Origin of the sequence: Neobacillus sp. C211, from assembly GCF_051842875.1 — a bacterium.
Taxonomy (GTDB): Bacteria; Bacillota; Bacilli; order Bacillales; family Cytobacillaceae; genus Neobacillus.
Window position 1 is genome coordinate 18,076 of the sequence record NZ_JBPXRO010000027.1, and the last position, 25,002, is coordinate 43,077.

Sequence of the window (25,002 nt, forward strand, 5' to 3'; positions counted from 1 at the left end):
AGTACCTAAATTGCGTCGATATTCAAAGAAAATAATGTTATATTGTAAAAAAACTTGAAATCATTTTTAAAAAGTGGTAATATTTCATAGGTCAGTATGTCTCCTTGTGAGACAAGACTTATGTCAAGTTCTTTATGATCAATAGATAAAGACAGATGCCTGAGTGGGAGGATTCCTAACGGATTCCAATTACCACATCACGGACTTTAAGGAGGTGTGTCTCGTGGCTAAAAAAGTAATTAAAGTCGTTAAATTACAAATTCCTGCTGGGAAAGCAAACCCTGCGCCACCAGTTGGTCCTGCACTAGGTCAAGCCGGTGTTAATATCATGGGATTCTGTAAAGAATTTAACGCTCGTACAGCAGATCAAGCTGGTTTGATCATTCCTGTTGAAATCACGGTATTTGAAGACCGTTCATTTACATTTATTACGAAAACTCCTCCTGCTGCCGTTCTTTTGAAAGTAGCAGCTGGAATCCAGTCTGGTTCTGGTGAACCTAACCGTAATAAAGTAGCAACAGTAAAGCGTGATACAGTACGCGAGATTGCGGAACAAAAAATGCCTGACCTAAACGCAGCTAGCGTTGAAGCAGCAATGCGCATGGTCGAAGGTACTGCACGCAGCATGGGTATCGTCATCGAAGACTAATTCATGTACTGTTCGTGTTGAATGAGTGGGGTTGCGTTTCTGCGCAACCTTTATTCGTGGGAGAGTAATTCGCTAAAACCACAATCTAGGAGGAAATAAAAATGGCTAAAAAAGGTAAGAAGTATTTAGAAGCTTCAAAGCTTGTAGATCGCCTAAAGGCATATCCAATTGCAGAAGCGATTGATCTTGCTAAAAAAACAAACTTCACTAAATTTGATGCAACTCTAGAAGTAGCATTCCGTTTAGGTGTTGACCCTAAGAAAGCTGACCAACAAATCCGTGGTGCAGTTGTACTTCCAAACGGAACTGGTAAAACGCAACGCGTTCTAGTTTTCGCTAAGGGTGAAAAAGTAAAAGAAGCAGAAGCAGCTGGTGCTGATTATGTAGGTGATGCAGAGTACATCAACAAAATCCAACAAGGTTGGTTTGAATTTGATGTAATCGTAGCAACTCCTGACATGATGGGTGAAGTTGGTAAACTTGGTCGTGTATTAGGACCTAAAGGTTTAATGCCAAACCCTAAAACAGGTACAGTTACATTTGATGTGACTCGTGCGATTAATGAAATTAAAGCTGGTAAAGTTGAATACCGCGTTGACAAGTCTGGTAACATTCACGTGCCAATCGGTAAAGCATCTTTCGAAAACGAGAAGCTTGTTGAAAACTTCAACACTATCTTTGAAACTATGCTAAAAGTGAAGCCATCTGCTGCAAAAGGAACTTACATGAAGAACGTAACTGTTGCTTCAACAATGGGACCTGGCGTTAAAGTTGATCCTTCATCTGTAGCAGTTAAATAAATTTTACCAATTGACAATCTAGAATAGATTTTATATAATCTATTTTGTTGTTTAAAATAATAACATTTGTACTGTAGACAGCAGGTGCTCTAGCAGCTTAATTTCCTGCCGAGGTAATGCGATAGAATTAGCTGAACTTGTTCAGCTGTTGTATGCTGCCTCCATGTCACCGGTTGATATGGAGGCTTTTATTTGCCTGGTATAAATGTAGACATTCTACAGGAGGTGTAAAGATGAGCAGTGTAATCGAATTAAAGAAACAAATCGTTGATGAAATTACTGATAAGTTAAAAGCTAGTGTTTCTACTGTTGTTGTTGATTATCGTGGTCTTTCAGTTGCAGAAGTAACTGAACTTCGTAAACAACTTCGTGAAGCAGGCGTTGAATTTAAAGTTTACAAAAACTCAATGGTTCGCCGTGCGGCTGAAGCTGCTGAACTTGCTGGCTTAAACGCTGCATTAACAGGCCCTAACGCAATTGCGTTCAGTACTGAAGATGTAGTAGCACCAGCTAAGATCTTGAATGACTTTGCGAAAAAACATGAAGCACTTGAACTTAAAGCGGGTGTAATTGAAGGAAACGTTGCAACAGCCGAAGAAATTAAAGCTCTTGCAGACCTACCATCACGCGAAGGTTTACTATCTATGTTACTCAGCGTACTACAAGCTCCAATCCGCAACCTTGCTCTTGTTACCAAAGCAGTTGCAGAACAAAAAGAAGAACAAGGCGCGTAAGCTAGCCTGAATACGCACATCAAATAAATTTGAACGAAAACTAAGGAGGAAATTTATCATGACTAAAGAACAAATCATTGAAGCAGTTAAAACTATGACTGTTTTAGAACTTAACGATCTAGTAAAAGCAATCGAAGAAGAATTTGGCGTAACTGCTGCAGCTCCAGTTGCAATGGGTGGCGCAGCTGTAGCGGCTGTTGAAGAACAAACTGAATTTGATGTTATCCTAGCTAGCGCTGGCGATCAAAAAATCAAGGTTATCAAAGTTGTTCGTGAAATCACTGGTCTTGGACTTAAAGAAGCAAAAGACCTTGTTGACAACACACCAAAAGCTGTTAAAGAAGGCGTTTCTAAAGAAGAAGCTGAAGAAGTTAAAGCTAAACTTGCTGAAGTTGGAGCAAACGTTGAAGTTAAGTAATAATCTTATAAAAAAGCTCGCTGTATAAGCGGGCTTTTTTTGCCTTAACTAAATTTTTAGTCCTCGGTTATCTTCAATTATTAATATTCCTCGGAGGTGAGTCAGTTGTCTGAACACTACTATTCTCGAATGCAGAAGGTTGAAAGTGATCCGAAATTTTGGGATTACACTTTAAAAAATAACCAGTTCCGTTTTAAAACGGATAACGGTGTTTTTTCAAAAAGAGAAGTAGATTTCGGCTCACGTTTATTAATTGAGTCTTTTGAAATGCCGAATGCAGATGGATTACTTCTGGATGTAGGCTGCGGCTATGGACCAATTGGTCTTTCGATTGCGAAATCTTACCACGATCGTATGATACATATGATTGATGTTAATGAACGGGCGATTGCTTTGGCGAAGGAAAATGCAGAACTTAATCGGATACAGAATGTTAAGATATATGAAAGTGATCGTTTGCTGAATGTAAAAGAAAACACGTTTGCTGCTATTTTAACAAATCCACCGATAAGAGCGGGAAAAAAAACGGTTCATGATATTTTTGAACAAAGCTTCGAGCATCTTACATCTCAGGGTGAGCTCTGGGTTGTCATTCAAAAGAAACAAGGAGCACCATCCGCAATTGAAAAATTAAATAATTTATTTAACCACGTCGAAACTATTGACAAATCCAAAGGTTATTTTGTCATAAAGGCACAAAAAAGTTGACTTGAAAATGTCACTATGATAGCATTATAAAATGCCATCATAATAATTTCCGAATTATTCCTTAAAATACTTAATTTCAACGTATAAAAAAGGGATATTAAGGAAATGATGACAAAATAATAGTCAAAATGTGAAAATGTGGTTTTTAGTAAAAAACCCTTTTTCTTTTTGTTTACTGGAAAGGAAGTAAAATTCTGATCCATAAACGCTAATAGATTTTAATAATAACGCTTGATTTGAGGGGTGAATCAGTTGACAGGTCAACTAGTTCAGTATGGACGACACCGCCAACGAAGAAGTTACGCACGAATCAGTGAAGTTTTAGAATTACCAAATCTTATTGAAATCCAAACCTCTTCCTATCAATGGTTTCTTGATGAGGGTTTGCGTGAAATGTTCCAGGACATTTCACCAATAGAAGACTTTACTGGTAACCTATCACTAGAATTTATTGATTACAGCCTTGGCGATCCAAAGTATTCTGTTGAAGAATCAAAAGAACGGGACGTTACATATTCTGCTCCATTACGTGTAAAAGTACGTCTTGTAAACAAAGAAACAGGCGAAGTAAAAGATCAAGATGTTTTTATGGGTGATTTTCCACTTATGACTGAAACGGGTACGTTTGTCATTAACGGGGCAGAGCGTGTTATCGTTTCACAATTAGTGCGTTCTCCGAGCGTATACTTTAGTGGGAAACTCGATAAAAATGGAAAACGTGGCTACTCGGCTACTGTCATTCCGAACCGCGGCGCTTGGCTGGAATATGAAACAGACGCCAAAGATGTCGTATATGTGAGAATAGATCGTACTCGGAAACTGCCCGTTACGGTTCTTTTGCGTGCACTTGGCTTCGGTTCTGACCAAGAAATCATCGAATTGATCGGTGATAACGAGTACATCCGTAACACATTAGAGAAGGACAATACAGAAGGTGTTGACAAAGCGCTTCTAGAAATTTATGAGCGACTTCGTCCGGGTGAACCCCCTACTGTTGAAAACGCAAAGAGTCTATTAATTTCGCGTTTCTTCGATCCAAAGCGATATGATCTTGCGAATGTAGGCCGTTATAAAATTAATAAAAAGCTTCATATTAAAAATCGCTTATTCAACCAGCGCTTAGCAGAATCCCTTGCGGATCCTGAAACGGGCGAAATTATCGCTGAAAAGGGAACAGTTCTAGACAGGAGAAACCTGGATAGAGTCTTACCAGCCTTGGAGAAGAATATCAACTTCAAAGGCTTCAATCCTTATGGCGGCGTGGTAGATGAAGAGATTACTCTTCAGGACATTAAGATTTATGCTCCTGGCGATGAAAATGAAAAAGTCATTAATGTTTTAGGTAATGCCTATGTTGCCGAACCAATTAAAAATATTACACCTGCTGATATCATTGCATCTATTAGCTACTTCTTTAATTTACTGCATGGTGTAGGCGATACAGATGATATTGACCATCTTGGTAATAGACGTCTTCGTTCTGTAGGAGAACTCTTACAAAATCAGTTCCGTATTGGATTATCCCGGATGGAACGTGTTGTTCGCGAAAGAATGTCAATCCAAGATACTGCTACGATTACACCGCAGCAATTGATCAATATCCGTCCAGTTATTGCATCGATTAAAGAGTTCTTTGGAAGCTCTCAGTTATCGCAGTTCATGGATCAAACCAACCCGCTTGCTGAATTAACACACAAGCGTCGTCTATCTGCCTTAGGGCCTGGTGGTTTAACGCGTGAGCGTGCTGGGTTCGAAGTTCGTGACGTTCACTACTCCCACTATGGTCGTATGTGTCCGATCGAAACGCCAGAGGGTCCGAACATTGGTCTGATTAACTCGTTATCATCTTATGCAAAAGTAAACCGTTTTGGTTTTATTGAAACACCTTACCGTCGTGTCGACCCTGATACAGGGAAAGTTACGAGTCGGATTGATTACTTAACTGCTGATGAAGAAGATAACTATGTTACAGCCCAAGCGAATTCTCGTCTAAGTGATGATGGTTCATTCGTTGATGAAGATGTTGTTGCTCGTTTCCGTGGTGAAAACACGGTAGTTAAACGTGAACGAATTGATTATATGGATGTATCGCCAAAGCAGGTTGTGTCTGCGGCAACAGCGTGTATCCCATTCCTTGAAAACGATGACTCCAACCGTGCCCTTATGGGTGCGAACATGCAGCGTCAAGCAGTACCGCTTATGCAGCCAGAAGCTCCTAGAGTTGGAACGGGTATGGAATACGTATCCGGTAAAGACTCAGGTGCTGCGGTTATCTGTAAGCACGAAGGTATTGTTGAGCATGTAGAAGCACGTGAAGTATGGGTGCGTCGCATTAATGTTGTTGATGGTCAAGAGGTTAAAGGTAATCTTGATAAGTACCGTATGTTAAAATTCATCCGTTCCAATCAAGGAACATGTTATAACCAACGTCCAATCGTTGCTGTGGGCAACCGCGTAACAAAAGGCGAAATTCTTGCTGATGGTCCATCAATGGAACTTGGTGAATTAGCTCTTGGACGCAACGTCCTTGTTGCTTTTATGACATGGGATGGCTATAACTATGAAGATGCGATTATTATGAGTCAACGTCTTGTTAAAGATGATGTATACACATCTATCCATATCGAAGAATACGAGTCAGAATCTCGTGATACAAAGCTCGGACCTGAAGAAATTACACGTGATATTCCAAACGTGGGTGAAGATGCCCTTCGCAACTTGGATGAGCGTGGAATTATCCGTACGGGTGCTGAAGTTAAAGATGGAGACCTCCTAGTTGGTAAAGTTACGCCAAAAGGGGTTACAGAATTAACTGCTGAAGAACGTCTTTTACACGCGATCTTTGGTGAGAAGGCACGTGAAGTTCGTGATACATCACTACGAGTTCCACATGGCGGCGGCGGAATTGTTCTTGATGTAAAAGTCTTTAATCGTGAAGATGGCGATGAACTGCCACCAGGTGTGAATCAACTAGTCCGTGTTTATATCGTTCAGAAGCGTAAGATTTCTGAGGGAGATAAAATGGCGGGACGTCATGGTAACAAAGGGGTAATCTCTCGTATTTTACCGGAAGAAGATATGCCGTTTTTACCAGATGGTACACCTGTTGATATCATGTTAAATCCACTGGGCGTACCTTCACGTATGAACATTGGACAGGTGCTTGAACTTCACCTTGGGATGGCAGCTCGCTACCTAGGTATTCATGTCGCTTCTCCTGTATTTGATGGAGCGCGTGAAGAAGATGTTTGGGGAACGATTGAAGAAGCAGGAATGGCTCGTGATGCGAAAACGGTCCTTTATGATGGCCGTTCTGGGGAACCATTTGATAACCGTGTCTCTGTGGGTGTCATGTATATGATTAAACTCGCACACATGGTCGATGATAAACTCCATGCCCGTTCAACTGGTCCTTACTCACTTGTTACGCAGCAGCCATTGGGCGGTAAAGCTCAATTTGGCGGACAGCGTTTTGGTGAGATGGAAGTTTGGGCACTTGAAGCATACGGAGCAGCATACACACTTCAAGAAATTCTTACTGTTAAATCAGATGACGTTGTTGGTCGTGTGAAGACCTATGAAGCGATTGTTAAAGGTGAAAATGTTCCGGAACCAGGTGTTCCTGAATCATTCAAAGTATTAATTAAAGAACTTCAGAGTCTTGGAATGGATGTAAAAATTCTTTCTGGTGATGAAGAAGAAATTGAAATGCGCGATACGGAAGATGACGATGACTTACAACAAGTCGATACGTTAAACATCGTTCCTGAGCAAGCATTTGAATCTGAAAAAGTCGGTTCAAAAGAGTAATAATATATGCTAGTTGGAGTGCAATCTGCACTCCAACTTAACTTGATTCCTAGCTGCAGCGCGCAACCCCTCGAGGTCATAAGCCAAAATCCTCCAGAAGGCAAAAGACGCCTTCTTGCGGATTTCGTCTTATGCTTGTCGGGGCTAAGACGCGCGCTTCCGCTTTATAACGCAATAAGGGTAAAACCTGGAGATATCAAAAGGGAGGTAGGCCCCTTGCTGGATGTTAATAATTTTGAGTATATGAAGATTGGTCTTGCTTCACCGGACAAAATCCGTTCATGGTCTTTCGGAGAAGTCAAAAAACCAGAAACGATTAACTATCGTACATTAAAGCCTGAAAAGGATGGTTTATTCTGTGAACGAATTTTCGGTCCAACGAAGGACTGGGAATGTCATTGCGGGAAGTACAAGCGTGTCCGTTATAAAGGTGTAGTATGTGACCGCTGTGGTGTGGAAGTAACTCGTGCTAAAGTTCGTCGTGAACGAATGGGGCACATCGAGCTTGCTGCACCAGTTTCACATATATGGTACTTTAAAGGAATTCCAAGCCGAATGGGACTTGTTTTAGACATGTCGCCAAGGGCTTTGGAGGAAATCATCTACTTTGCTTCTTATGTAGTGACGGAATCCGGTGATACAGCTCTTGATAAAAAGCAGCTATTATCTGAAAAAGAATATCGTGCATACCGTGAAAAGTATGGAAATAAATTCCAAGCTTCTATGGGTGCAGAAGCAATTAAAAAACTTCTTTTTGATATCGATTTAAACAAGGAAGTAGACGCCTTAAAAGAGGAATTAAAAAGTGCACAAGGTCAGCGTCGTACGCGTGCGATTAAACGCCTTGAAGTGCTGGAAGCATTCCGTGGTTCTGGAAATGAGCCTTCATGGATGATTCTTGACGTTCTTCCAGTTATACCTCCTGAACTTCGTCCAATGGTTCAATTGGATGGGGGGAGATTTGCGACATCTGATTTAAACGATCTTTACCGTCGTGTAATAAACCGTAATAACCGCTTAAAGCGTTTGTTAGATTTAGGTGCTCCAAGCATTATTGTTCAGAATGAAAAACGGATGCTTCAAGAAGCAGTTGATGCCTTGATTGATAACGGCCGCCGCGGGCGTCCAGTTACAGGACCAGGTAACCGTCCATTGAAGTCACTTTCCCATATGCTAAAAGGAAAGCAAGGCCGTTTCCGTCAAAACTTGCTTGGAAAACGTGTAGATTATTCTGGACGTTCCGTTATCGTTGTAGGACCGAACTTAAAAATGTATCAGTGCGGACTTCCTAAAGAAATGGCGTTAGAACTATTTAAGCCATTTGTTATGAAGGAACTCGTTGAAAAGGGCTTAGCACATAACATTAAATCTGCAAAACGTAAAATAGAAAGAGTATCTCCAGATGTATGGGATGTACTTGAAGATGTAATCAGAGAGCATCCGGTATTATTAAACCGTGCCCCTACATTGCATAGATTAGGGATTCAAGCATTTGAACCAACACTTGTTGAAGGCCGTGCGATTCGTCTTCATCCTCTTGTATGTACAGCATACAATGCGGATTTTGATGGTGACCAAATGGCTGTTCACGTGCCGCTTTCATCAGAGGCACAAGCAGAAGCACGATTATTAATGCTTGCAGCACAAAATATCTTAAACCCTAAAGATGGTAAGCCAGTTGTTACTCCTTCTCAAGACATGGTTTTAGGTAACTATTACTTAACATTGGAAAGAGATGGCGCTGTCGGTGAGGGAATGATTTTTAAAGACACGAACGAAGCAGTTCTTGCTTATCAAAACGGCTATGTTCACATGCATACACGTGTAGCTGTCCATGCGGGCTCATTAGGAAATGAAACATTCACAGAAGAACAAAATAATAAGTTATTAATCACAACAGTTGGTAAACTTATTTTCAATGAAATTCTGCCAAAATCATTCCCGTATATTAATGAACCAACTAGACAGAATTTGGAAGTAGAAACACCTGTAAAATATTTTGTTGAAAAAGGCGAAGACATTAAGGCGAAAATTCAAGGAATGCCATTAATTGATCCGTTCAAAAAGAAAATCCTTGGAAATATCATTGCTGAAGTATTCAAGCGTTTCAAAATTACCGAAACGTCAAAAATGCTTGACCGCATGAAGGACTTGGGCTTTAAGCATTCAACGAAAGCAGGACTTACGGTTGGTGTAGCTGACATTGTCGTACTTCCTGAAAAGCAGGAAATTCTTAAAGAAGCACAAGGTAAAGTAGATAACGTTTTGAAGCAGTTCAGACGTGGTCTAATTACTGAAGATGAGCGTTACGATCGTGTTATTGCGATCTGGAGTGCCGCAAAAGACACCATTCAAGGTAAGCTAATGAAATCCCTGAATAAATCGAATCCAATCTTTATGATGAGTGATTCCGGTGCCCGTGGTAACGCATCTAACTTTACGCAGTTAGCTGGTATGCGTGGTCTAATGGCCAACCCGGCTGGGCGAATTATTGAATTACCGATTAAATCAAGTTTCCGTGAAGGATTAACCGTATTAGAGTACTTTATCTCCACTCATGGTGCGCGTAAAGGTCTTGCTGATACTGCCCTTAAAACGGCTGACTCTGGTTACTTAACACGTCGTCTTGTTGACGTTGCACAGGATGTTATTGTCCGTGAAGATGATTGTGGAACAGACCGTGGCTTTATAATCAGTGCATTAAAAGACGGAACTGAAATTATCGAAGGATTGGATGAACGTCTAATTGGCCGTCATGCACGAACTGCGATTAGACATCCAGAAACCAAGGAAGTACTTGTTCCTGAAAATGGCTTGATTACTGAGGATTTAGCAGAAATTATTGTCGAAGCAGGTATTGAACAAGTAAAAATCCGGTCTGCGTTTACATGTAATACCCGTCATGGTGTATGTAAGAAGTGTTATGGCCGCAACTTGGCAACTGGTCAAGAGGTTGAGGTTGGTGAATCTGTAGGTATTATTGCAGCGCAATCCATCGGTGAGCCGGGTACACAGTTAACAATGCGTACTTTCCATACAGGTGGTGTTGCGGGAGACGATATTACTCAAGGTTTACCGCGTATCCAAGAGATTTTTGAAGCTCGGAACCCTAAAGGTCAAGCAGTTATCACTGAAATTGAAGGTGTTGTTGTTGGAATTAATGAAGGCCGTGATCGCCAACATGAAATTGTTGTTCAAGGTGAAGTTGAATCACGCACCTACAATGCTCCATATACAGCACGTTTGAAAGTGGCAGTAAATGATCATGTCGCTCGTGGTGAAGAACTAACTGAAGGTTCGATTGATCCGAAAGAGTTAATCAGAGTAAAAGATGTTACCTCTGTTCAAGAGTACCTATTAAAAGAAGTACAAAAGGTTTACCGTATGCAAGGGGTAGAAATTGGTGATAAGCACGTTGAAGTAATGGTCCGTCAAATGCTGCGCAAGGTTCGCGTGGGGGATGCTGGTGAAACAGATGTTCTTCCAGGTACGCTTCTTGATATCCATCAGTTTACTGATGCGAATGAAAAGGCATTGTTAGCTGGCAAATTACCGGCTACAGGTCGTCCAGTATTACTTGGTATTACCAAAGCGTCGCTTGAAACTGATTCATTCCTATCTGCAGCATCTTTCCAAGAAACAACAAGAGTTCTTACTGATGCAGCCATCAAAGGTAAACGTGATGAATTACTAGGTCTAAAAGAAAATGTAATTATCGGAAAGTTGATTCCGGCTGGAACAGGAATGCCGCGTTATCGTAAAGCTGAGCCTGTACTCCGTGATACCACTTCTGAAGAAACAGTTACGATTGATTAATGAAAATAAGGGATCTGCTAACTAGCAGATTCCTTATTTTAAGAAATTATTTAAAGTCGTGTTGACATCTATTTATAAAGATGGTACTATATCAAAGGTGCTCCTATTCACCTGATACTTTGGAGGATATGAACTATGTCTTATGAAAAAGTATTGCAGGCACAAAAGTTCGTCATAGGAACAAAACAAACAGTCAAAGCACTTAAAGATGGTAATGTGCGAGAGTTGATTATAGCAATTGATGCTGATGCGAAAGTAACAGCAGCAGTTGTTAAAGAAGCTCTTGATATAAATGTTCCTATCCTATATGTTGACTCGATGAAAAAACTCGGGAAGGCATGCGGGATTGAAGTTGGTGCTTCAACTGTTGCAATTATCAGCTAAAAGCGTTTTTGTAGATAGCAAGTCTGCAAAAACTTTGTTTTTGCGAAAAAATGAACCACCTGGATGTGTGGGCTTACAAATAATGAAGGGAGGAAACACAAATGCCAACTATTAACCAATTAGTGCGGAAACCTCGTCAATCTAAAGAGGAAAAGTCAAAATCACCTGCGTTAAATAAAGGTTATAACAGCTTCAAAAAATCACAAACGAATGTATCTTCACCACAAAAACGCGGTGTATGTACTCGTGTTGGTACAATGACACCAAAGAAACCAAACTCAGCGTTACGTAAATATGCGCGTGTACGTTTGACTAATGGTATCGAGGTAACAGCATACATTCCTGGTATTGGTCACAATCTTCAAGAACACAGCGTTGTTCTTATCCGTGGAGGACGTGTAAAAGATTTACCAGGGGTACGTTATCACATCGTACGTGGAGCACTTGATACAGCTGGTGTAAACAACCGTATGCAAGGACGTTCTAAATACGGTACAAAGAGACCAAAAGCAGCTAAGAAATAAAACAACTTAAATAGAAGCTTCTTTGAAAGGAGGAAATATAATGCCACGTAAAGGTCCTGTAGCAAAAAGAGACGTGTTACCAGATCCACTTTATAACTCTAAATTAGTTACTCGTTTAATCAACAAAATGATGGTTGACGGTAAGAGAGGTAAATCACAAGAAATTCTTTACTCAGCGTTCGATACAATTCGCGAACGTACTGGCAAAGAGCCAATGGAAGTTTTTGAAGCGGCACTTAAAAACATCATGCCTGTACTTGAAGTTAAAGCTCGCCGTGTAGGTGGTGCTAACTACCAAGTTCCAGTTGAGGTGCGTCCTGACCGCCGTTCAACTCTAGGTCTTCGTTGGTTAGTGAATTATTCACGTAACCGTGGAGAAAAAACGATGGAAGAGCGTTTAGCTAATGAAATCATGGATGCAGCTAACAACACTGGTGCATCTGTTAAAAAGCGCGAAGATACACACAAAATGGCAGAAGCAAACAAAGCGTTTGCTCACTATCGTTGGTAATCTAACCTTCAATATAAAAACTTTCAAACTAGGAAGGAGAAAGACCCAATGGCAAGAGAGTTCTCCTTAGCAAACACTCGTAATATCGGTATCATGGCTCACATTGATGCCGGTAAGACGACTACCACTGAGCGTGTTCTTTATTACACTGGTCGTATCCATAAGATTGGTGAAACACATGAAGGTGCTTCTCAGATGGACTGGATGGAGCAAGAACAAGAGCGCGGAATCACAATCACTTCCGCTGCAACAACAGCACAATGGCATGGCCATCGTGTAAACATTATCGATACACCGGGACACGTAGACTTTACAGTTGAAGTTGAACGTTCTTTACGTGTACTCGATGGTGCAGTAGCAGTACTTGATGCACAGTCTGGTGTTGAACCGCAAACTGAAACAGTTTGGCGTCAAGCAACAACTTACGGTGTACCTCGTGTAGTATTTGTAAACAAGATGGACAAAATTGGAGCAGACTTCTTATATTCTGTAGGAACAATCCATGACCGTCTTCAAGCAAATGCACATCCAATTCAGTTGCCAATCGGTGCTGAAGATCAGTTTGAAGCAATCATTGACCTTGTGGAAATGAATGCAGTATTTTACGGAAATGACTTAGGTACTGACATTGAAGTACGTGAGATTCCTGAAGAATACCGCGCTCAAGCTGAAGAATACCGTGAAAAGTTAGTAGAAGCAGTAGCTGAGTTAGATGAAGAATTAATGGAAAAATACCTTGGTGGAGAAGAAATCACTAAAGAAGAGCTTAAAGCAGCGATTCGTAAAGGTACTGTTAATGTTGAATTCTATCCAGTTATCTGTGGTTCAGCATTCAAAAACAAAGGTGTTCAGCTAATGTTAGATGCTGTTATCGATTACCTTCCATCTCCATTAGATGTGCCTGCAATTAAAGGGCATGCTGTTGATGATGATGAAGAAATCGTTGAACGTCATTCTAGCGATGAAGAGCCATTTTCTGCTCTAGCATTCAAAGTTATGACTGACCCTTATGTTGGTAAATTAACATTCTTCCGCGTTTACTCTGGTACATTAGATGCTGGATCATATGTCCAAAACTCTACAAAAGGCAAGCGTGAGCGTGTAGGACGTATCCTGCAAATGCATGCAAACAGCCGCCAAGAAATCTCTAAGGTTTACGCGGGTGACATTGCTGCTGCTGTAGGTTTGAAAGATACAACTACTGGTGATACTCTTTGTGATGAGAAAAATCTTGTTATCCTTGAGTCTATGGTATTCCCAGAACCAGTAATTCAACTTTCAGTAGAACCAAAATCAAAAGCTGACCAAGACAAAATGACAACTGCACTTCAAAAACTTCAAGAAGAAGATCCTACATTCCGTGCACATACTGACCAGGAAACTGGACAGGTAATCATTGCGGGTATGGGTGAACTTCACCTTGATATTCTTGTAGACCGTATGCGTCGTGAGTTTAAGGTAGAAGCTAATGTTGGTGCGCCTCAGGTTGCATATCGCGAAACTTTCCGTGCTTCTGCACAAGTTGAAGGTAAATTCGCTCGTCAATCTGGTGGTCGTGGTCAATATGGACATGTCTGGATTGAATTCTCACCTAACGATGAAGGTAAAGGATTCGAGTTTGTAAACGGTATTGTTGGTGGGGTTGTTCCTCGTGAATACATTCCTGCTGTTCAAGCTGGACTTGAAGATGCACTAGACCGTGGTGTTCTTGCTGGATATCCATTAGTTGATATTAAAGCAAGATTATTTGATGGTTCATACCATGATGTTGACTCCTCAGAGATGGCGTTTAAAATCGCTGCATCAATGGCACTTAAGAATGCTGCTTCTAAGTGTAAGCCTGTTATTCTTGAGCCTATGATGAGAGTTGAAGTTGTTATCCCTGAAGAATATTTAGGAGATATCATGGGACAAATCACAGCTCGCCGTGGCCGTGTTGAAGGTATGGAAGCTCGTGGTAACGCACAAGTAGTTCGCTCTAGCGTTCCACTTTCAGAGATGTTTGGTTATGCAACAGCACTTCGTTCGAGTACTCAAGGACGTGGAGTATTCTCCATGCACTTCGATCACTATGAAGAAGTACCAAAGTCAGTTTCTGAAGAAATCATCAAAAAAAATAAAGGTGAATAATTGATTTTCACCTTTTGATAAAGTATAACTACAATTGTAGGCAGTGGAAGCCGTGAGTTTGGGACAACCCTATTTACGGCTTACATAAAAAACTAAACATAAATTTTTATAATTTAGAGGAGGATTTCCTAATGGGTAAAGCTAAATTCGACCGTTCAAAGCCACACGTTAACATTGGTACAATCGGACACGTTGACCATGGTAAAACAACTTTAACAGCTGCAATCACTTCTGTACTTGCTAAATCTGGTAAAGCAGAAGCACGTGCATACGATCAAATCGATGGTGCACCAGAAGAAAAAGAACGTGGTATCACAATCTCTACTGCACACGTAGAATATGAAACAGATGCTCGTCACTATGCACACGTAGACTGCCCAGGACACGCTGACTATGTTAAAAACATGATCACTGGTGCTGCGCAAATGGACGGCGGTATCCTAGTTGTATCTGCAACTGACGGCCCAATGCCACAAACTCGCGAACACATCCTTCTTTCACGTCAAGTAGGTGTACCATACCTTGTTGTATTCATGAACAAGTGTGACATGGTTGACGATGAAGAGCTTCTTGAATTAGTAGAAATGGAAATTCGTGATCTATTATCAGAATACGACTTCCCTGGTGATGACACTCCAGTTATCAAAGGTTCTGCTCTTAAAGCATTAGAAGGCGAAGCTGCATGGGAAGAAAAAATCAATGAACTTATGACAGCTGTTGATGAGTGGATCCCAACTCCAACTCGTGACACTGACAAGCCATTCATGATGCCAGTTGAGGATGTATTCTCAATCACTGGTCGTGGAACTGTTGCTACAGGACGTGTTGAGCGTGGTGTAGTTAAAGTTGGGGACGTAGTTGAAATCGTAGGTTTCACTGAAGAGCCAAAATCTACTACTGTTACAGGTGTAGAAATGTTCCGTAAGCTTCTTGACTTCGCTGAAGCAGGTGACAACATCGGTGCCCTTCTTCGTGGTGTAGCTCGTGAAGATATCGAACGTGGTCAAGTATTGGCTAAACCAAAGTCAATCACTCCACACACAAAGTTCAAAGCACAAGTTTACGTTTTATCAAAAGAAGAAGGTGGACGTCACACTCCATTCTTCTCAAACTACCGTCCACAATTCTATTTCCGTACTTCTGATATCACTGGAATTTGTATGCTTCCAGAAGGTACTGAAATGGTTATGCCTGGCGACCACATCGAAATGACTGTTGAACTTATCGCTCCAATCGCTATCGAAGAAGGAACTAAGTTCTCTATTCGTGAAGGTGGACGTACAGTAGGTTCAGGTTCAATCACTACAATCACTGAGTAATTAGAAACTGCAGCTCCTTTAGTGCTGAGTGGATAATTAGTAAACATATAAAAAGCAGATGGATGACGATCCATCTGCTTTTTTGTTGTTTTGGCTGTGTTAATGACATTGTTTTAAAAAGGTTTTAGATCGAGTTTCTTCTATATAATTATATTCATAATATTCGTACCTCAACCTTTATAATTATATTCATAATATTCGTACCTCAACCTTTATATTAGGATATTTCTGGAGATTGATAATAATAGTTGATAAAGTGAATATCAGCCGCTATAATAGGAAAAGTGTTCGAAACAGAGGCATAAAAAAAAATCGTAATAAGTGTTGCGTTTGTTTTATGTTTTATGTATAATAGACAATGTTGGTCTTTGACTGCGATGATGTGAAAGGTTGCTGACACACCCGGCCGCTTTGCCATGGCGAGTGTGTGAGGGAAATTTTCACTGAGAATGTCTATTTAGAAAATAGGCGAATAAAGGAGGGAAAATAATGGCAAAACAAAAAATTCGTATCCGTTTAAAAGCGTATGATCACAGAATCCTTGATCAATCTGCAGAAAAAATCGTTGAAACAGCAAAACGTTCTGGTGCGGCTGTATCGGGTCCAATTCCGCTACCGACTGAAAAAACTATTTACACGATTCTACGTGCGGTTCATAAGTACAAAGATTCACGTGAGCAATTCGAACAACGGACACATAAGCGTCTAATCGACATCGTTAACCCAACTCCGCAAACAGTTGATGCGTTGATGCGTTTAGATTTACCATCTGGTGTTGATATCGAAATTAAACTTTAATCAAAATAAATGATAAATAATCTAGGAGGTGTGACTTAAATGACCAAAGGAATCTTAGGAAGAAAGATTGGTATGACTCAAGTATTTGCAAGTAATGGTAACTTAATTCCTGTAACTGTAGTTGAGGTAGCTCCAAACGTAGTTCTTCAAAAGAAATCAGTTGAAAGCGATGGATATGTTGCAGTTCAAGTTGGTTTTGAAGACAAACGTGAAAAGTTAGCTAACAAACCAGAAAAAGGACATGTTGCTAAAGCAAACACTGCTCCTAAGCGCTTCGTTCGCGAATTCCGCGGAGATGACTTAGCAGGCTTTGAAGTTGGTCAAGAAGTCAAAGTTGATATTTTCGCTGCCGGCGATATCGTAGATGTAACAGGAATCTCAAAGGGTAAAGGTTTCCAAGGTGTAATTAAACGCCATGGACAATCACGCGGCCCAATGGCTCACGGTTCACGTTATCACCGTCGTCCTGGTTCAATGGGACCTGTTGCTCCAAACCGCGTATTCAAAGGTAAATTATTACCTGGTCGTATGGGTGGAGAACAAATCACTGTACAAAACCTTGAAATCGTTAAGGTTGATACAGAGCGTAACTTACTTTTAATCAAAGGTAACGTACCAGGCGCTAAAAAAGCTCTATTAAAAATTAAAGGTGCAATTAAAGCATAGTCACCCTTTAAGAAAGGAGGAACAAAGAATGCCTAAAGTAGCATTATTGAACCAAGCTGGATCACAAGTTGGGGACATCGAACTTAATGATTCTGTATTTGGTATTGAGCCTAACCAACACGTATTATTTGAAGCGATCGTTATGCAAAGAGCTTCATTACGTCAAGGAACTCATAAAACTAAAATTCGTTCTGAAGTACGCGGCGGTGGTCGTAAGCCATGGCGTCAAAAAGGAACTGGACGTGCTCGTCAAGGGTCTATCCGTTCTCCACAATGGCGCGGAGGTGGTACTGTATTCGGTCCAACACCACGCAGCTACAGCTATAAATTACCGAAAAAAGTGCGTCGTTTAGCAATCAAATCTGCGCTTTCTTCTAAAGTATTGGAAGAAAACATTTTAGTGTTAGATATTTTAGCTATCGATACTCCGAAAACAAAAGATTTCAAAACAGTATTAAACGGTCTTTCTGTTGAGAAGAAAGCATTAATCGTTACAGCTGACCTTGATGAAAATGTAGCACTTTCTGCTCGTAACATTCCTGGTATCACAGTAGTAACAGCAGATGGAATTAACGTATTAGATGTTGTTAATCATGAGAAATTGATCATGACTAAAGCAGCGGTTGAAAAAGTAGAGGAGGTGCTTGCATAATGGATGCACGCGATATCATTAAGCGCCCCGTTATCACTGAACGTACTACTGACCTAATGGCTGAAAAGAAATATACTTTTGAAGTTGATGTTAGAGCTAACAAAACTCAAGTTAAAGATGCGATTGAAGAAATCTTTAGCGTTGATGTTGAGAAAGTAAACATCATGAACTACAAAGGTAAATTTAAGCGTATGGGGAAATTCGGTGGTTACACAAACAAACGTCGTAAAGCAATTGTAAAATTAACAACTGATAGCAAAGAAATCGAATTCTTTGAAGCATAAGAACCTATCAAGAAGAGGAGGGAAATAAAATGGCGATTAAAAAGTACAAACCTACCTCCAATGGTCGTCGCGGAATGACTACTTCTGATTTCGCAGAAATCACAACTAGCACTCCAGAAAAATCTCTTTTAGCACCTGTAAAGAGAAAAGGCGGCCGTAATAACCAAGGTAAGTTAACTGTTCGTCATCAAGGTGGCGGTCATAAACGTCAATATCGTTTAATTGACTTTAAACGTAACAAAGATGGCATTCCTGGACGCGTTGCTACGATCGAATACGATCCTAACCGTTCTGCAAATATCGCGTTAATCAACTACGCGGATGGAGAAAAGCGTTATATCTTAGCTCCTAAAAACCTAGTAGTTGGATTGGAAGTAATGTCTGGCCCTGAGGCTGATATTAAAGTGGGTAACGCACTTCCACTAACAAACATTCCTGTTGGTACAGTAGTACACAACATCGAGTTAAAACCAGGAAAAGGCGGCCAGTTAGTTCGTTCTGCTGGAACAAGCGCACAAGTACTTGGTAAAGAAGGAAAATACGTACTAGTACGTTTAAATTCTGGTGAAGTTCGTATGATTCTTGCTGAATGCCGTGCAACAATCGGTCAAGTAGGTAACGAACAACACGAATTAATTAACATTGGTAAAGCAGGACGTAATCGTTGGTTAGGCAAACGCCCAACAGTTCGTGGATCTGTAATGAACCCTAATGATCACCCACACGGTGGTGGTGAAGGACGTTCACCAATCGGACGTAAATCACCAATGTCTCCATGGGGTAAACCAACTCTTGGATACAAAACTCGTAAAAAGAAAAACAAATCAGATAAATTCATCGTACGTCGTCGTAAAAAATAACGTGATTCTCCTACGGTTCAAAGAAAGAACCGTAGAACAGTCACGAAGGGAGGTTCCTTCATGGGTCGCAGCTTAAAAAAAGGACCATTTGTTGATGATCATTTAATGGTTAAGGTTGAAAAGTTGAACGAGACTGAAAGCAAACAAGTTATTAAAACTTGGTCACGCCGTTCTACAATCTTCCCACAATTTATTGGCCACACTATCGCTGTATATGATGGTCGCAAACACGTGCCTGTATATGTTACTGAAGACATGGTAGGACACAAGCTTGGAGAATTTGCTCCAACTCGTGCTTACAAGGGCCATGGTAATGATGACAAGAAAACAAGACGTTAAGAGAGGAGGGCATCCAAATGCAAGCTAAAGCTGTTGCAAGAACAGTTCGTATTGCTCCTCGTAAAGCACGTTTAGTCGTAGATTTAATTCGAGGTAAGCAAATTGGTGAAGCTGTGGCGATTTTAAATCTCACACCTAAGGCTGCTTCTCCAATCGTGGAAAAAGTATTAAAATCAGCTATGGCAAATGCTGAGCACAACTATGAAATGGACGTTAACAACCTAGTTGTTGCACAAGCATTTGTCGACGAAGGACCAACGTTGAAACGTTTTCGTCCTCGCGCAATGGGCCGTGCAAGCCAGATTCTTAAACGCACTAGCCACATCACAATCGTATTATCAGAAAAGAAGGAGGGATAAGCTGTGGGTCAAAAAGTAAATCCTGTCGGTTTGCGTATTGGAATCATCCGTGATTGGGAATCTAAATGGTACGCAGGCAAAGACTTCGCTACTCTTTTACACGAAGACCTTAAAATTCGTGAATACATCACGAAGCGTTTAAAAGATGCTTCTGTTTCTAAAGTAGAAATCGAACGTGCTGCAAACCGTGTAAACGTAACAGTGCATACAGCTAAGCCTGGTATGGTTATTGGTAAAGGCGGTACGGAAGTTGAAGCACTTCGTAAAGCATTAAATCAATTAACTGGCAAACGTGTTCACATCAATATCCTTGAAATCAAGAGAGCTGACGTTGATGCGAAACTAGTTGCTGAAAATATTGCTCGTCAATTAGAAAACCGTGTATCTTTCCGTCGTGCACAAAAGCAAGCAATTCAACGTGCTATGCGCGCTGGTTCAAAAGGTATTAAAACACAAGTATCTGGTCGTCTTGGCGGTGCGGATATCGCTCGTGCTGAACATTACAGCGAAGGAACAGTTCCACTTCATACACTTCGCGCAGATATCGATTATGCTACTGCTGAAGCTGATACTACTTATGGTAAGCTAGGCGTAAAAGTATGGATCTACAAGGGAGAAGTCCTTCCTACTAAGAAGAAAAATGCGGAAGGAGGCAAATAATCATGTTATTGCCAAAACGCGTAAAATATCGCCGTCAACACCGTGGTAACATGCGTGGTAACGCAAAAGGCGGTACAGAAGTAACTTTCGGTGAATTCGGCCTACAAGCTTTAGAAGCTTCATGGATCACGAATCGTCAAATCGAAGCAGCCCGTATTGCGATGACACGTTACATGAAACGTGGCGGTAAAGTTTGGATTAAAATTTTCCCACACAAGCCTTACACTGCTAAACCTCTAGAAGTACGGATGGGTTCCGGTAAAGGGGCACCTGAAGGCTGGGTAGCTGTTGTTAAGCCTGGAAAAATCATGTTCGAAATTGCTGGCGTTTCTGAAGAGATCGCTCGTGAAGCACTTCGACTTGCAATGCACAAACTTCCTGTTAAATGTAAGTTTGTAAAACGAGAAGAAATTGGTGGTGAATCAAATGAAAGCTAATGAACTTCGTGACCTAACCACTGCTGAAATTGAACAAAAAGTAAAATCTTTAAAAGAAGAACTTTTCAACCTTCGCTTTCAATTGGCGACAGGACAACTTGAAAACACTGCTCGCATTCGTGAAGTACGCAAAGCGATTGCTCGTATGAAAACAGTTGTTCGTGAAAGAGAAATCAACGTTAACAAGTGATAATTGAAGGGAGGTTCACACAATGAGTGAACGCAACCAACGTAAAGTTTACACAGGACGCGTTGTTTCTGACAAGATGGATAAAACAGTAACGGTTCTTGTTGAAACACAAAAAAAGCATCCTTTATATGGTAAACGCGTTAAGTACTCTAAAAAGTATAAAGCTCATGATGAGCAAAATGAAGCAAAAATCGGCGATGTAGTACGTATCATGGAAACTCGTCCGCTTTCAGCTACTAAACGTTTCCGTTTAGTTGAAGTTGTAGAAAAAGCAGTTATTATTTAATTGTTCGGATTAAGCTTCATTCCGAAGGGAGGTTACACACATGATTCAACAAGAATCACGTTTGAAAGTTGCTGACAACTCTGGTGCTCGTGAGGTACTAACGATTAAAGTTCTTGGTGGTTCTGGTCGCAAGTTTGCTGGTATTGGTGATGTTATCGTCTGTACAGTAAAACAAGCAACACCAGGTGGCGTTGTTAAAAAAGGTGACGTTGTTAAAGCAGTTATTGTTCGTACAAAGAGCGGTGCTCGTCGACCTGATGGTTCATACATTCGTTTTGATGAAAACGCATGTGTAATTATCAAAGATGATAAGAGCCCACGTGGAACTCGTATCTTCGGACCAGTTGCCCGTGAACTTCGCGACAACAACTTTATGAAAATCGTTTCTCTAGCTCCAGAAGTACTATAATTTAAATTCAAATGCCTTTAAGGAGGTGCTTAATGATGCATGTGAAAAAAGGTGACAACGTAAGAGTCATCTCTGGAAAGGATAAAGGCAAAACAGGAGTAGTCCTTGCTGCCTATCCTAAAGATAGCCGTGTACTAGTAGAAGGCGTGAACATTGCAAAGAAACACTCTAAACCTTCTCAAGTGAATCCACAAGGCGGTATCATCAGCTTTGAGGCTCCAATTCATGTATCGAACGTAATGCCTATCGATCCTAAGTCTGGTAACCCGACTCGTGTAGGTTCCACTACGGTAGATGGCAAAAAAGTACGCGTAGCAAAATCCGGTGAAATTTTAGATAAATAGTTTAAAATTAAGAAGGGAGGTACAATAAGTGAACCGCCTAAAAGAAAAATTTGTTAAAGAAGTTACTCCTGCTCTTATGAGCAAGTTCAACTATAAATCAGTTATGGAAGTTCCTAAACTTGATAAAATCGTCGTGAACATGGGCGTTGGTGATGCAGTTGCAAATGCAAAGGCACTTGATAATGCCGTTGAAGAACTTTCAACAATCACAGGTCAAAAACCAGTCGTAACACGTGCGAAAAAATCTATCGCTGGCTTCCGCCTTCGTGAAGGTATGCCAATCGGTGCAAAAGTTACACTTCGTGGTGAGCGCATGTACGAATTCTTGGATAAATTAGTTTCAGTTTCTTTACCTCGTGTACGTGACTTCCGTGGTATTTCTAAAAAAGCATTCGACGGTCGTGGTAACTATACATTAGGGATTAAAGAACAATTAATCTTCCCTGAAATTGATTACGATAAAGTAAGCAAGGTTCGTGGTATGGATATCGTTATCGTAACGACTGCTAAAACTGATGAAGAATCTCGTGAACTTTTAACTCAATTTGGAATGCCATTCCAAAAGTAATCGTTAAATAATGGAGGCGAAAACGTGGCTAAAAAGTCAATGATTGCGAAACAAAAGCGCACGCCTAAATATGCAGTACAAGAGTATACACGCTGCGAACGTTGTGGCCGTCCACACTCTGTATACCGTAAATTTAAGCTTTGTCGTATTTGTTTCCGCGAATTAGCGTACAAAGGACAAATTCCTGGTGTTAAAAAAGCTAGCTGGTAAAACCCAAGTCTGGGAAGGAGGTAAAAATAATGGTCATGACAGATCCAATTGCTGATATGCTTACTCGCATTCGTAATGCGAATATGGTGCGTCACGAAAAGTTAGAAGTGCCTGCTTCTAATATGAAAAAAGAAATTGCTGAAATTTTAAAGCGCGAAGGTTTCGTACGTGACGTCGAATTCATCGAAGACAACAAACAAGGTATCATCCGTATCTTCTTAAAATACGGTGCTAGTAACGAACGTGTTATTACTGGTCTTAAGCGCATAAGCAAGCCTGGACTTAGAGTTTACGCAAAATCAACTGAGGTACCACGCGTTCTTAACGGTCTTGGTATCGCATTAGTATCAACATCACAAGGTGTTATTACAGATAAAGAAGCTCGTGCAAAACAAGTCGGCGGAGAAGTATTAGCTTACGTTTGGTAATTGAGCTTTTGAATGAATGGAGGTGCACTAAATGTCTCGCGTAGGAAAAAAACCAATTGTTATTCCAGCAGGAGTTACAGTTACTTTAAATAATAATACTGCTACAGTTAAAGGACCTAAAGGTGAACTTACTCGTACTTTCCATCCTGATATTACTATCAACGTGGAAGAGAATCTTGTAACAATCACTCGTCCTTCTGATGTAAAAGAACACCGCGCATTACACGGAACTACTCGTGCCGTGCTTGCGAACATGATTGAAGGTGTATCCACTGGCTTCACTAGAGGCTTAGAGTTAATCGGGGTTGGTTATCGTGCTCAAAAGCAAGGTAACAAACTTGTATTAAACGTTGGATACTCTCATCCAGTTGAGATCGAACCTGAAGCGGGCCTTGAAATCGAGGTACCTGCAAATACTAAAATCGTTATCAAGGGTACTGACAAAGAACGTGTTGGTGCTTTAGCAGCGAATATTCGCGGAGTACGTCCTCCTGAGCCTTATAAAGGCAAAGGGATCCGTTACGAAGGTGAATTTGTTCGTCGTAAAGAAGGTAAAACTGGTAAGTAATGCCTCATAGGTAAACGAAAGGAGTGACGTAAATGATTACGAAGCTTGATAAAAACGCTACTCGCAAGAAAAGACATGCTCGTGTTCGTGCGAAACTTAGCGGAACTTCAGCTCGTCCACGTCTAAATGTGTTTCGTTCTAACAAACATATTTATGCTCAAATAATTGATGACATTAATGGAGTAACTTTAGCAAGTGCTTCTACTTTAGATAAAGACTTTACTTTAGAATCAACTAATAATGTTGAAGCTGCTAAAATGGTCGGAGAATTAGTTGCTAAACGTGCGGTAGAAAAAGGTATCACTTCTATTGTCTTTGATCGTGGCGGATACCTATACCATGGACGTATTCAAGTATTAGCTGATGCTGCCCGTGAAAACGGCTTACAATTCTAAAAGACAAAGGAGGGACACAAAAAGATGCGTCGTATTGATCCAAACAAACTTGAACTAGAAGAACGCGTAGTCACGGTTAACCGTGTTGCGAAAGTTGTTAAAGGTGGACGTCGTTTCCGCTTCACAGCCCTTGTTGTTGTAGGCGATAAAAACGGTCACGTTGGTTTCGGTACTGGTAAAGCTCAAGAAGTACCTGATGCTATTCGTAAAGCCATCGAAGATGCAAAGAAAAACTTAATAGAAGTAGCTATGGTTGGAACAACCATTCCTCACCAAGTAATCGGACGTTTTGGTGCTGGTGAAATTCTTCTAAAACCTGCTTCAGAAGGTACAGGAGTTATCGCTGGTGGACCAGTTCGTGCTGTTCTTGAATTAGGCGGAGTAGCTGATATCCTTTCTAAGTCATTAGGAACAAATACTCCTATTAACATGGTTCGTGCAACAATTGATGGTTTAAAACAATTAAAACGTGCTGAAGACGTAGCTAAACTACGTGGAAAATCAGTAGAAGAACTGTTAGGATACGGGGGGAAATAAAATGGCGAATAAACTATTAGTTACCCTCACTCGCAGCGTAATTGGCCGTCCTGGCGATCAACGTGAAACAGTTAAAGCTTTAGGATTACGTAAATTGAATCAAACAGTTGAGCATCAAGATAATGCTGCTATTCGCGGTATGATTACCAAAGTTGCTCACCTTGTAACAGTTAAAGAACAATAATTTATTGTTTTCTTTCATAAGGAGG

The 25,002-nt window shown here is 40.7% G+C and carries 32 protein-coding genes and 1 other annotated feature; all 32 genes read left to right on the forward strand.

Annotation, left to right across the window (positions count from 1 at the left end):
• Window positions 1–223: 223 nt before the first annotated feature.
• The 32 genes from rplK (at window position 224) to rpmD (ending at window position 24,977) form a co-directional block, all read left to right on the forward strand.
• Window positions 224–649 carry a 50S ribosomal protein L11 gene (gene rplK, locus ACSU6B_RS21670; protein ID WP_007085303.1) on the forward strand — a complete coding sequence of 142 codons (426 nt, stop codon included), beginning with the start codon at window positions 224–226 and terminating at the stop codon, window positions 647–649.
• A gap of 101 nt (window positions 650–750) precedes the next feature.
• The gene (gene rplA / locus ACSU6B_RS21675; RefSeq protein ID WP_168241499.1) at window positions 751–1,449 is read left to right on the forward strand and encodes a 50S ribosomal protein L1; all 699 of its coding nucleotides are present in this window, start codon (window positions 751–753) and stop codon (window positions 1,447–1,449) included.
• A 53-nt stretch (window positions 1,450–1,502) separates the two neighbouring features.
• Window positions 1,503–1,649, forward strand: a sequence feature (ribosomal protein L10 leader region).
• A 33-nt stretch (window positions 1,650–1,682) separates the two neighbouring features.
• A complete protein-coding gene (gene rplJ, locus ACSU6B_RS21680) occupies window positions 1,683–2,183 on the forward strand; it encodes a 50S ribosomal protein L10 (RefSeq protein ID WP_098933847.1) in 501 nt (166 codons plus the stop codon).
• A gap of 58 nt (window positions 2,184–2,241) precedes the next feature.
• Window positions 2,242–2,601 (forward strand): 50S ribosomal protein L7/L12, encoded by a 360-nt coding sequence (rplL, locus tag ACSU6B_RS21685; RefSeq protein WP_098933846.1) that lies wholly within the window; start codon window positions 2,242–2,244, stop codon window positions 2,599–2,601.
• 105 nt (window positions 2,602–2,706) lie between these two features.
• Window positions 2,707–3,309, forward strand: a complete 603-nt coding sequence (locus ACSU6B_RS21690) for a class I SAM-dependent methyltransferase (protein WP_168241500.1) — start codon at window positions 2,707–2,709, stop codon at window positions 3,307–3,309.
• 252 nt (window positions 3,310–3,561) lie between these two features.
• A complete protein-coding gene (rpoB, locus tag ACSU6B_RS21695) occupies window positions 3,562–7,119 on the forward strand; it encodes a DNA-directed RNA polymerase subunit beta (protein ID WP_098933844.1) in 3,558 nt (1,185 codons plus the stop codon).
• Window positions 7,120–7,335: 216 nt separating this feature from the next.
• Complete coding sequence (gene rpoC / locus ACSU6B_RS21700; protein WP_410888405.1) at window positions 7,336–10,935, forward strand: DNA-directed RNA polymerase subunit beta'; 3,600 nt, start codon at window positions 7,336–7,338, stop codon at window positions 10,933–10,935.
• A gap of 135 nt (window positions 10,936–11,070) precedes the next feature.
• Complete coding sequence (locus tag ACSU6B_RS21705; protein ID WP_410888406.1) at window positions 11,071–11,319, forward strand: 50S ribosomal protein L7ae-like protein; 249 nt, start codon at window positions 11,071–11,073, stop codon at window positions 11,317–11,319.
• A gap of 101 nt (window positions 11,320–11,420) precedes the next feature.
• Complete coding sequence (gene rpsL, locus ACSU6B_RS21710; RefSeq protein ID WP_026565517.1) at window positions 11,421–11,843, forward strand: 30S ribosomal protein S12; 423 nt, start codon at window positions 11,421–11,423, stop codon at window positions 11,841–11,843.
• A gap of 40 nt (window positions 11,844–11,883) precedes the next feature.
• Window positions 11,884–12,354, forward strand: coding sequence for a 30S ribosomal protein S7 (gene rpsG, locus ACSU6B_RS21715; RefSeq protein ID WP_098933842.1), 471 nt, complete (start codon window positions 11,884–11,886; stop codon window positions 12,352–12,354).
• A 48-nt stretch (window positions 12,355–12,402) separates the two neighbouring features.
• Window positions 12,403–14,484, forward strand: a complete 2,082-nt coding sequence (gene fusA, locus ACSU6B_RS21720; RefSeq protein WP_410888407.1) for an elongation factor G — start codon at window positions 12,403–12,405, stop codon at window positions 14,482–14,484.
• Window positions 14,485–14,615: 131 nt separating this feature from the next.
• Complete coding sequence (gene tuf, locus ACSU6B_RS21725) at window positions 14,616–15,803, forward strand: elongation factor Tu (protein ID WP_088084983.1); 1,188 nt, start codon at window positions 14,616–14,618, stop codon at window positions 15,801–15,803.
• Between the two features lie 489 nt (window positions 15,804–16,292).
• Window positions 16,293–16,601 carry a 30S ribosomal protein S10 gene (gene rpsJ, locus ACSU6B_RS21730; protein WP_066094693.1) on the forward strand — a complete coding sequence of 103 codons (309 nt, stop codon included), beginning with the start codon at window positions 16,293–16,295 and terminating at the stop codon, window positions 16,599–16,601.
• Between the two features lie 39 nt (window positions 16,602–16,640).
• The gene (gene rplC, locus ACSU6B_RS21735; protein WP_410888408.1) at window positions 16,641–17,267 is read left to right on the forward strand and encodes a 50S ribosomal protein L3; all 627 of its coding nucleotides are present in this window, start codon (window positions 16,641–16,643) and stop codon (window positions 17,265–17,267) included.
• 28 nt (window positions 17,268–17,295) lie between these two features.
• A complete protein-coding gene (rplD, locus tag ACSU6B_RS21740; protein WP_410888409.1) occupies window positions 17,296–17,919 on the forward strand; it encodes a 50S ribosomal protein L4 in 624 nt (207 codons plus the stop codon).
• Window positions 17,919–18,203 (forward strand): 50S ribosomal protein L23, encoded by a 285-nt coding sequence (gene rplW, locus ACSU6B_RS21745; RefSeq protein ID WP_066249400.1) that lies wholly within the window; start codon window positions 17,919–17,921, stop codon window positions 18,201–18,203. The genes rplD and rplW overlap by 1 nt, the downstream gene beginning before the upstream one ends.
• A gap of 29 nt (window positions 18,204–18,232) precedes the next feature.
• A complete protein-coding gene (gene rplB, locus ACSU6B_RS21750; RefSeq protein WP_410888410.1) occupies window positions 18,233–19,063 on the forward strand; it encodes a 50S ribosomal protein L2 in 831 nt (276 codons plus the stop codon).
• A 60-nt stretch (window positions 19,064–19,123) separates the two neighbouring features.
• On the forward strand, window positions 19,124–19,402 hold the full coding sequence (gene rpsS / locus ACSU6B_RS21755; RefSeq protein WP_026565526.1) for a 30S ribosomal protein S19: 279 nt from the start codon (window positions 19,124–19,126) through the stop codon (window positions 19,400–19,402).
• A gap of 17 nt (window positions 19,403–19,419) precedes the next feature.
• Window positions 19,420–19,761, forward strand: coding sequence for a 50S ribosomal protein L22 (gene rplV, locus ACSU6B_RS21760; protein ID WP_088084987.1), 342 nt, complete (start codon window positions 19,420–19,422; stop codon window positions 19,759–19,761).
• 3 nt (window positions 19,762–19,764) lie between these two features.
• On the forward strand, window positions 19,765–20,421 hold the full coding sequence (rpsC, locus tag ACSU6B_RS21765) for a 30S ribosomal protein S3 (protein ID WP_098933838.1): 657 nt from the start codon (window positions 19,765–19,767) through the stop codon (window positions 20,419–20,421).
• Between the two features lie 2 nt (window positions 20,422–20,423).
• On the forward strand, window positions 20,424–20,858 hold the full coding sequence (gene rplP / locus ACSU6B_RS21770; protein ID WP_026565529.1) for a 50S ribosomal protein L16: 435 nt from the start codon (window positions 20,424–20,426) through the stop codon (window positions 20,856–20,858).
• Complete coding sequence (gene rpmC / locus ACSU6B_RS21775; RefSeq protein ID WP_026565530.1) at window positions 20,848–21,048, forward strand: 50S ribosomal protein L29; 201 nt, start codon at window positions 20,848–20,850, stop codon at window positions 21,046–21,048. The genes rplP and rpmC overlap by 11 nt, the downstream gene beginning before the upstream one ends.
• Window positions 21,049–21,070: 22 nt before the next feature.
• On the forward strand, window positions 21,071–21,334 hold the full coding sequence (rpsQ, locus tag ACSU6B_RS21780) for a 30S ribosomal protein S17 (protein ID WP_088084990.1): 264 nt from the start codon (window positions 21,071–21,073) through the stop codon (window positions 21,332–21,334).
• A gap of 40 nt (window positions 21,335–21,374) precedes the next feature.
• Window positions 21,375–21,743, forward strand: coding sequence for a 50S ribosomal protein L14 (rplN, locus tag ACSU6B_RS21785; protein ID WP_026565532.1), 369 nt, complete (start codon window positions 21,375–21,377; stop codon window positions 21,741–21,743).
• A gap of 35 nt (window positions 21,744–21,778) precedes the next feature.
• The gene (rplX, locus tag ACSU6B_RS21790) at window positions 21,779–22,087 is read left to right on the forward strand and encodes a 50S ribosomal protein L24 (RefSeq protein ID WP_168245868.1); all 309 of its coding nucleotides are present in this window, start codon (window positions 21,779–21,781) and stop codon (window positions 22,085–22,087) included.
• 28 nt (window positions 22,088–22,115) lie between these two features.
• Window positions 22,116–22,655 (forward strand): 50S ribosomal protein L5, encoded by a 540-nt coding sequence (rplE, locus tag ACSU6B_RS21795; protein ID WP_088084992.1) that lies wholly within the window; start codon window positions 22,116–22,118, stop codon window positions 22,653–22,655.
• A 24-nt stretch (window positions 22,656–22,679) separates the two neighbouring features.
• Window positions 22,680–22,865, forward strand: a complete 186-nt coding sequence (locus tag ACSU6B_RS21800; RefSeq protein ID WP_034676107.1) for a type Z 30S ribosomal protein S14 — start codon at window positions 22,680–22,682, stop codon at window positions 22,863–22,865.
• Window positions 22,866–22,894: 29 nt separating this feature from the next.
• Window positions 22,895–23,293 (forward strand): 30S ribosomal protein S8, encoded by a 399-nt coding sequence (rpsH, locus tag ACSU6B_RS21805; protein WP_168241507.1) that lies wholly within the window; start codon window positions 22,895–22,897, stop codon window positions 23,291–23,293.
• A 31-nt stretch (window positions 23,294–23,324) separates the two neighbouring features.
• Window positions 23,325–23,861, forward strand: coding sequence for a 50S ribosomal protein L6 (gene rplF, locus ACSU6B_RS21810; protein ID WP_410888411.1), 537 nt, complete (start codon window positions 23,325–23,327; stop codon window positions 23,859–23,861).
• A 32-nt stretch (window positions 23,862–23,893) separates the two neighbouring features.
• Window positions 23,894–24,256 carry a 50S ribosomal protein L18 gene (rplR, locus tag ACSU6B_RS21815; protein ID WP_098262320.1) on the forward strand — a complete coding sequence of 121 codons (363 nt, stop codon included), beginning with the start codon at window positions 23,894–23,896 and terminating at the stop codon, window positions 24,254–24,256.
• A 24-nt stretch (window positions 24,257–24,280) separates the two neighbouring features.
• On the forward strand, window positions 24,281–24,793 hold the full coding sequence (gene rpsE / locus ACSU6B_RS21820; protein ID WP_088084996.1) for a 30S ribosomal protein S5: 513 nt from the start codon (window positions 24,281–24,283) through the stop codon (window positions 24,791–24,793).
• Window position 24,794: 1 nt separating this feature from the next.
• Window positions 24,795–24,977 (forward strand): 50S ribosomal protein L30, encoded by a 183-nt coding sequence (rpmD, locus tag ACSU6B_RS21825; RefSeq protein WP_088084997.1) that lies wholly within the window; start codon window positions 24,795–24,797, stop codon window positions 24,975–24,977.
• Window positions 24,978–25,002 lie beyond the last annotated feature (25 nt).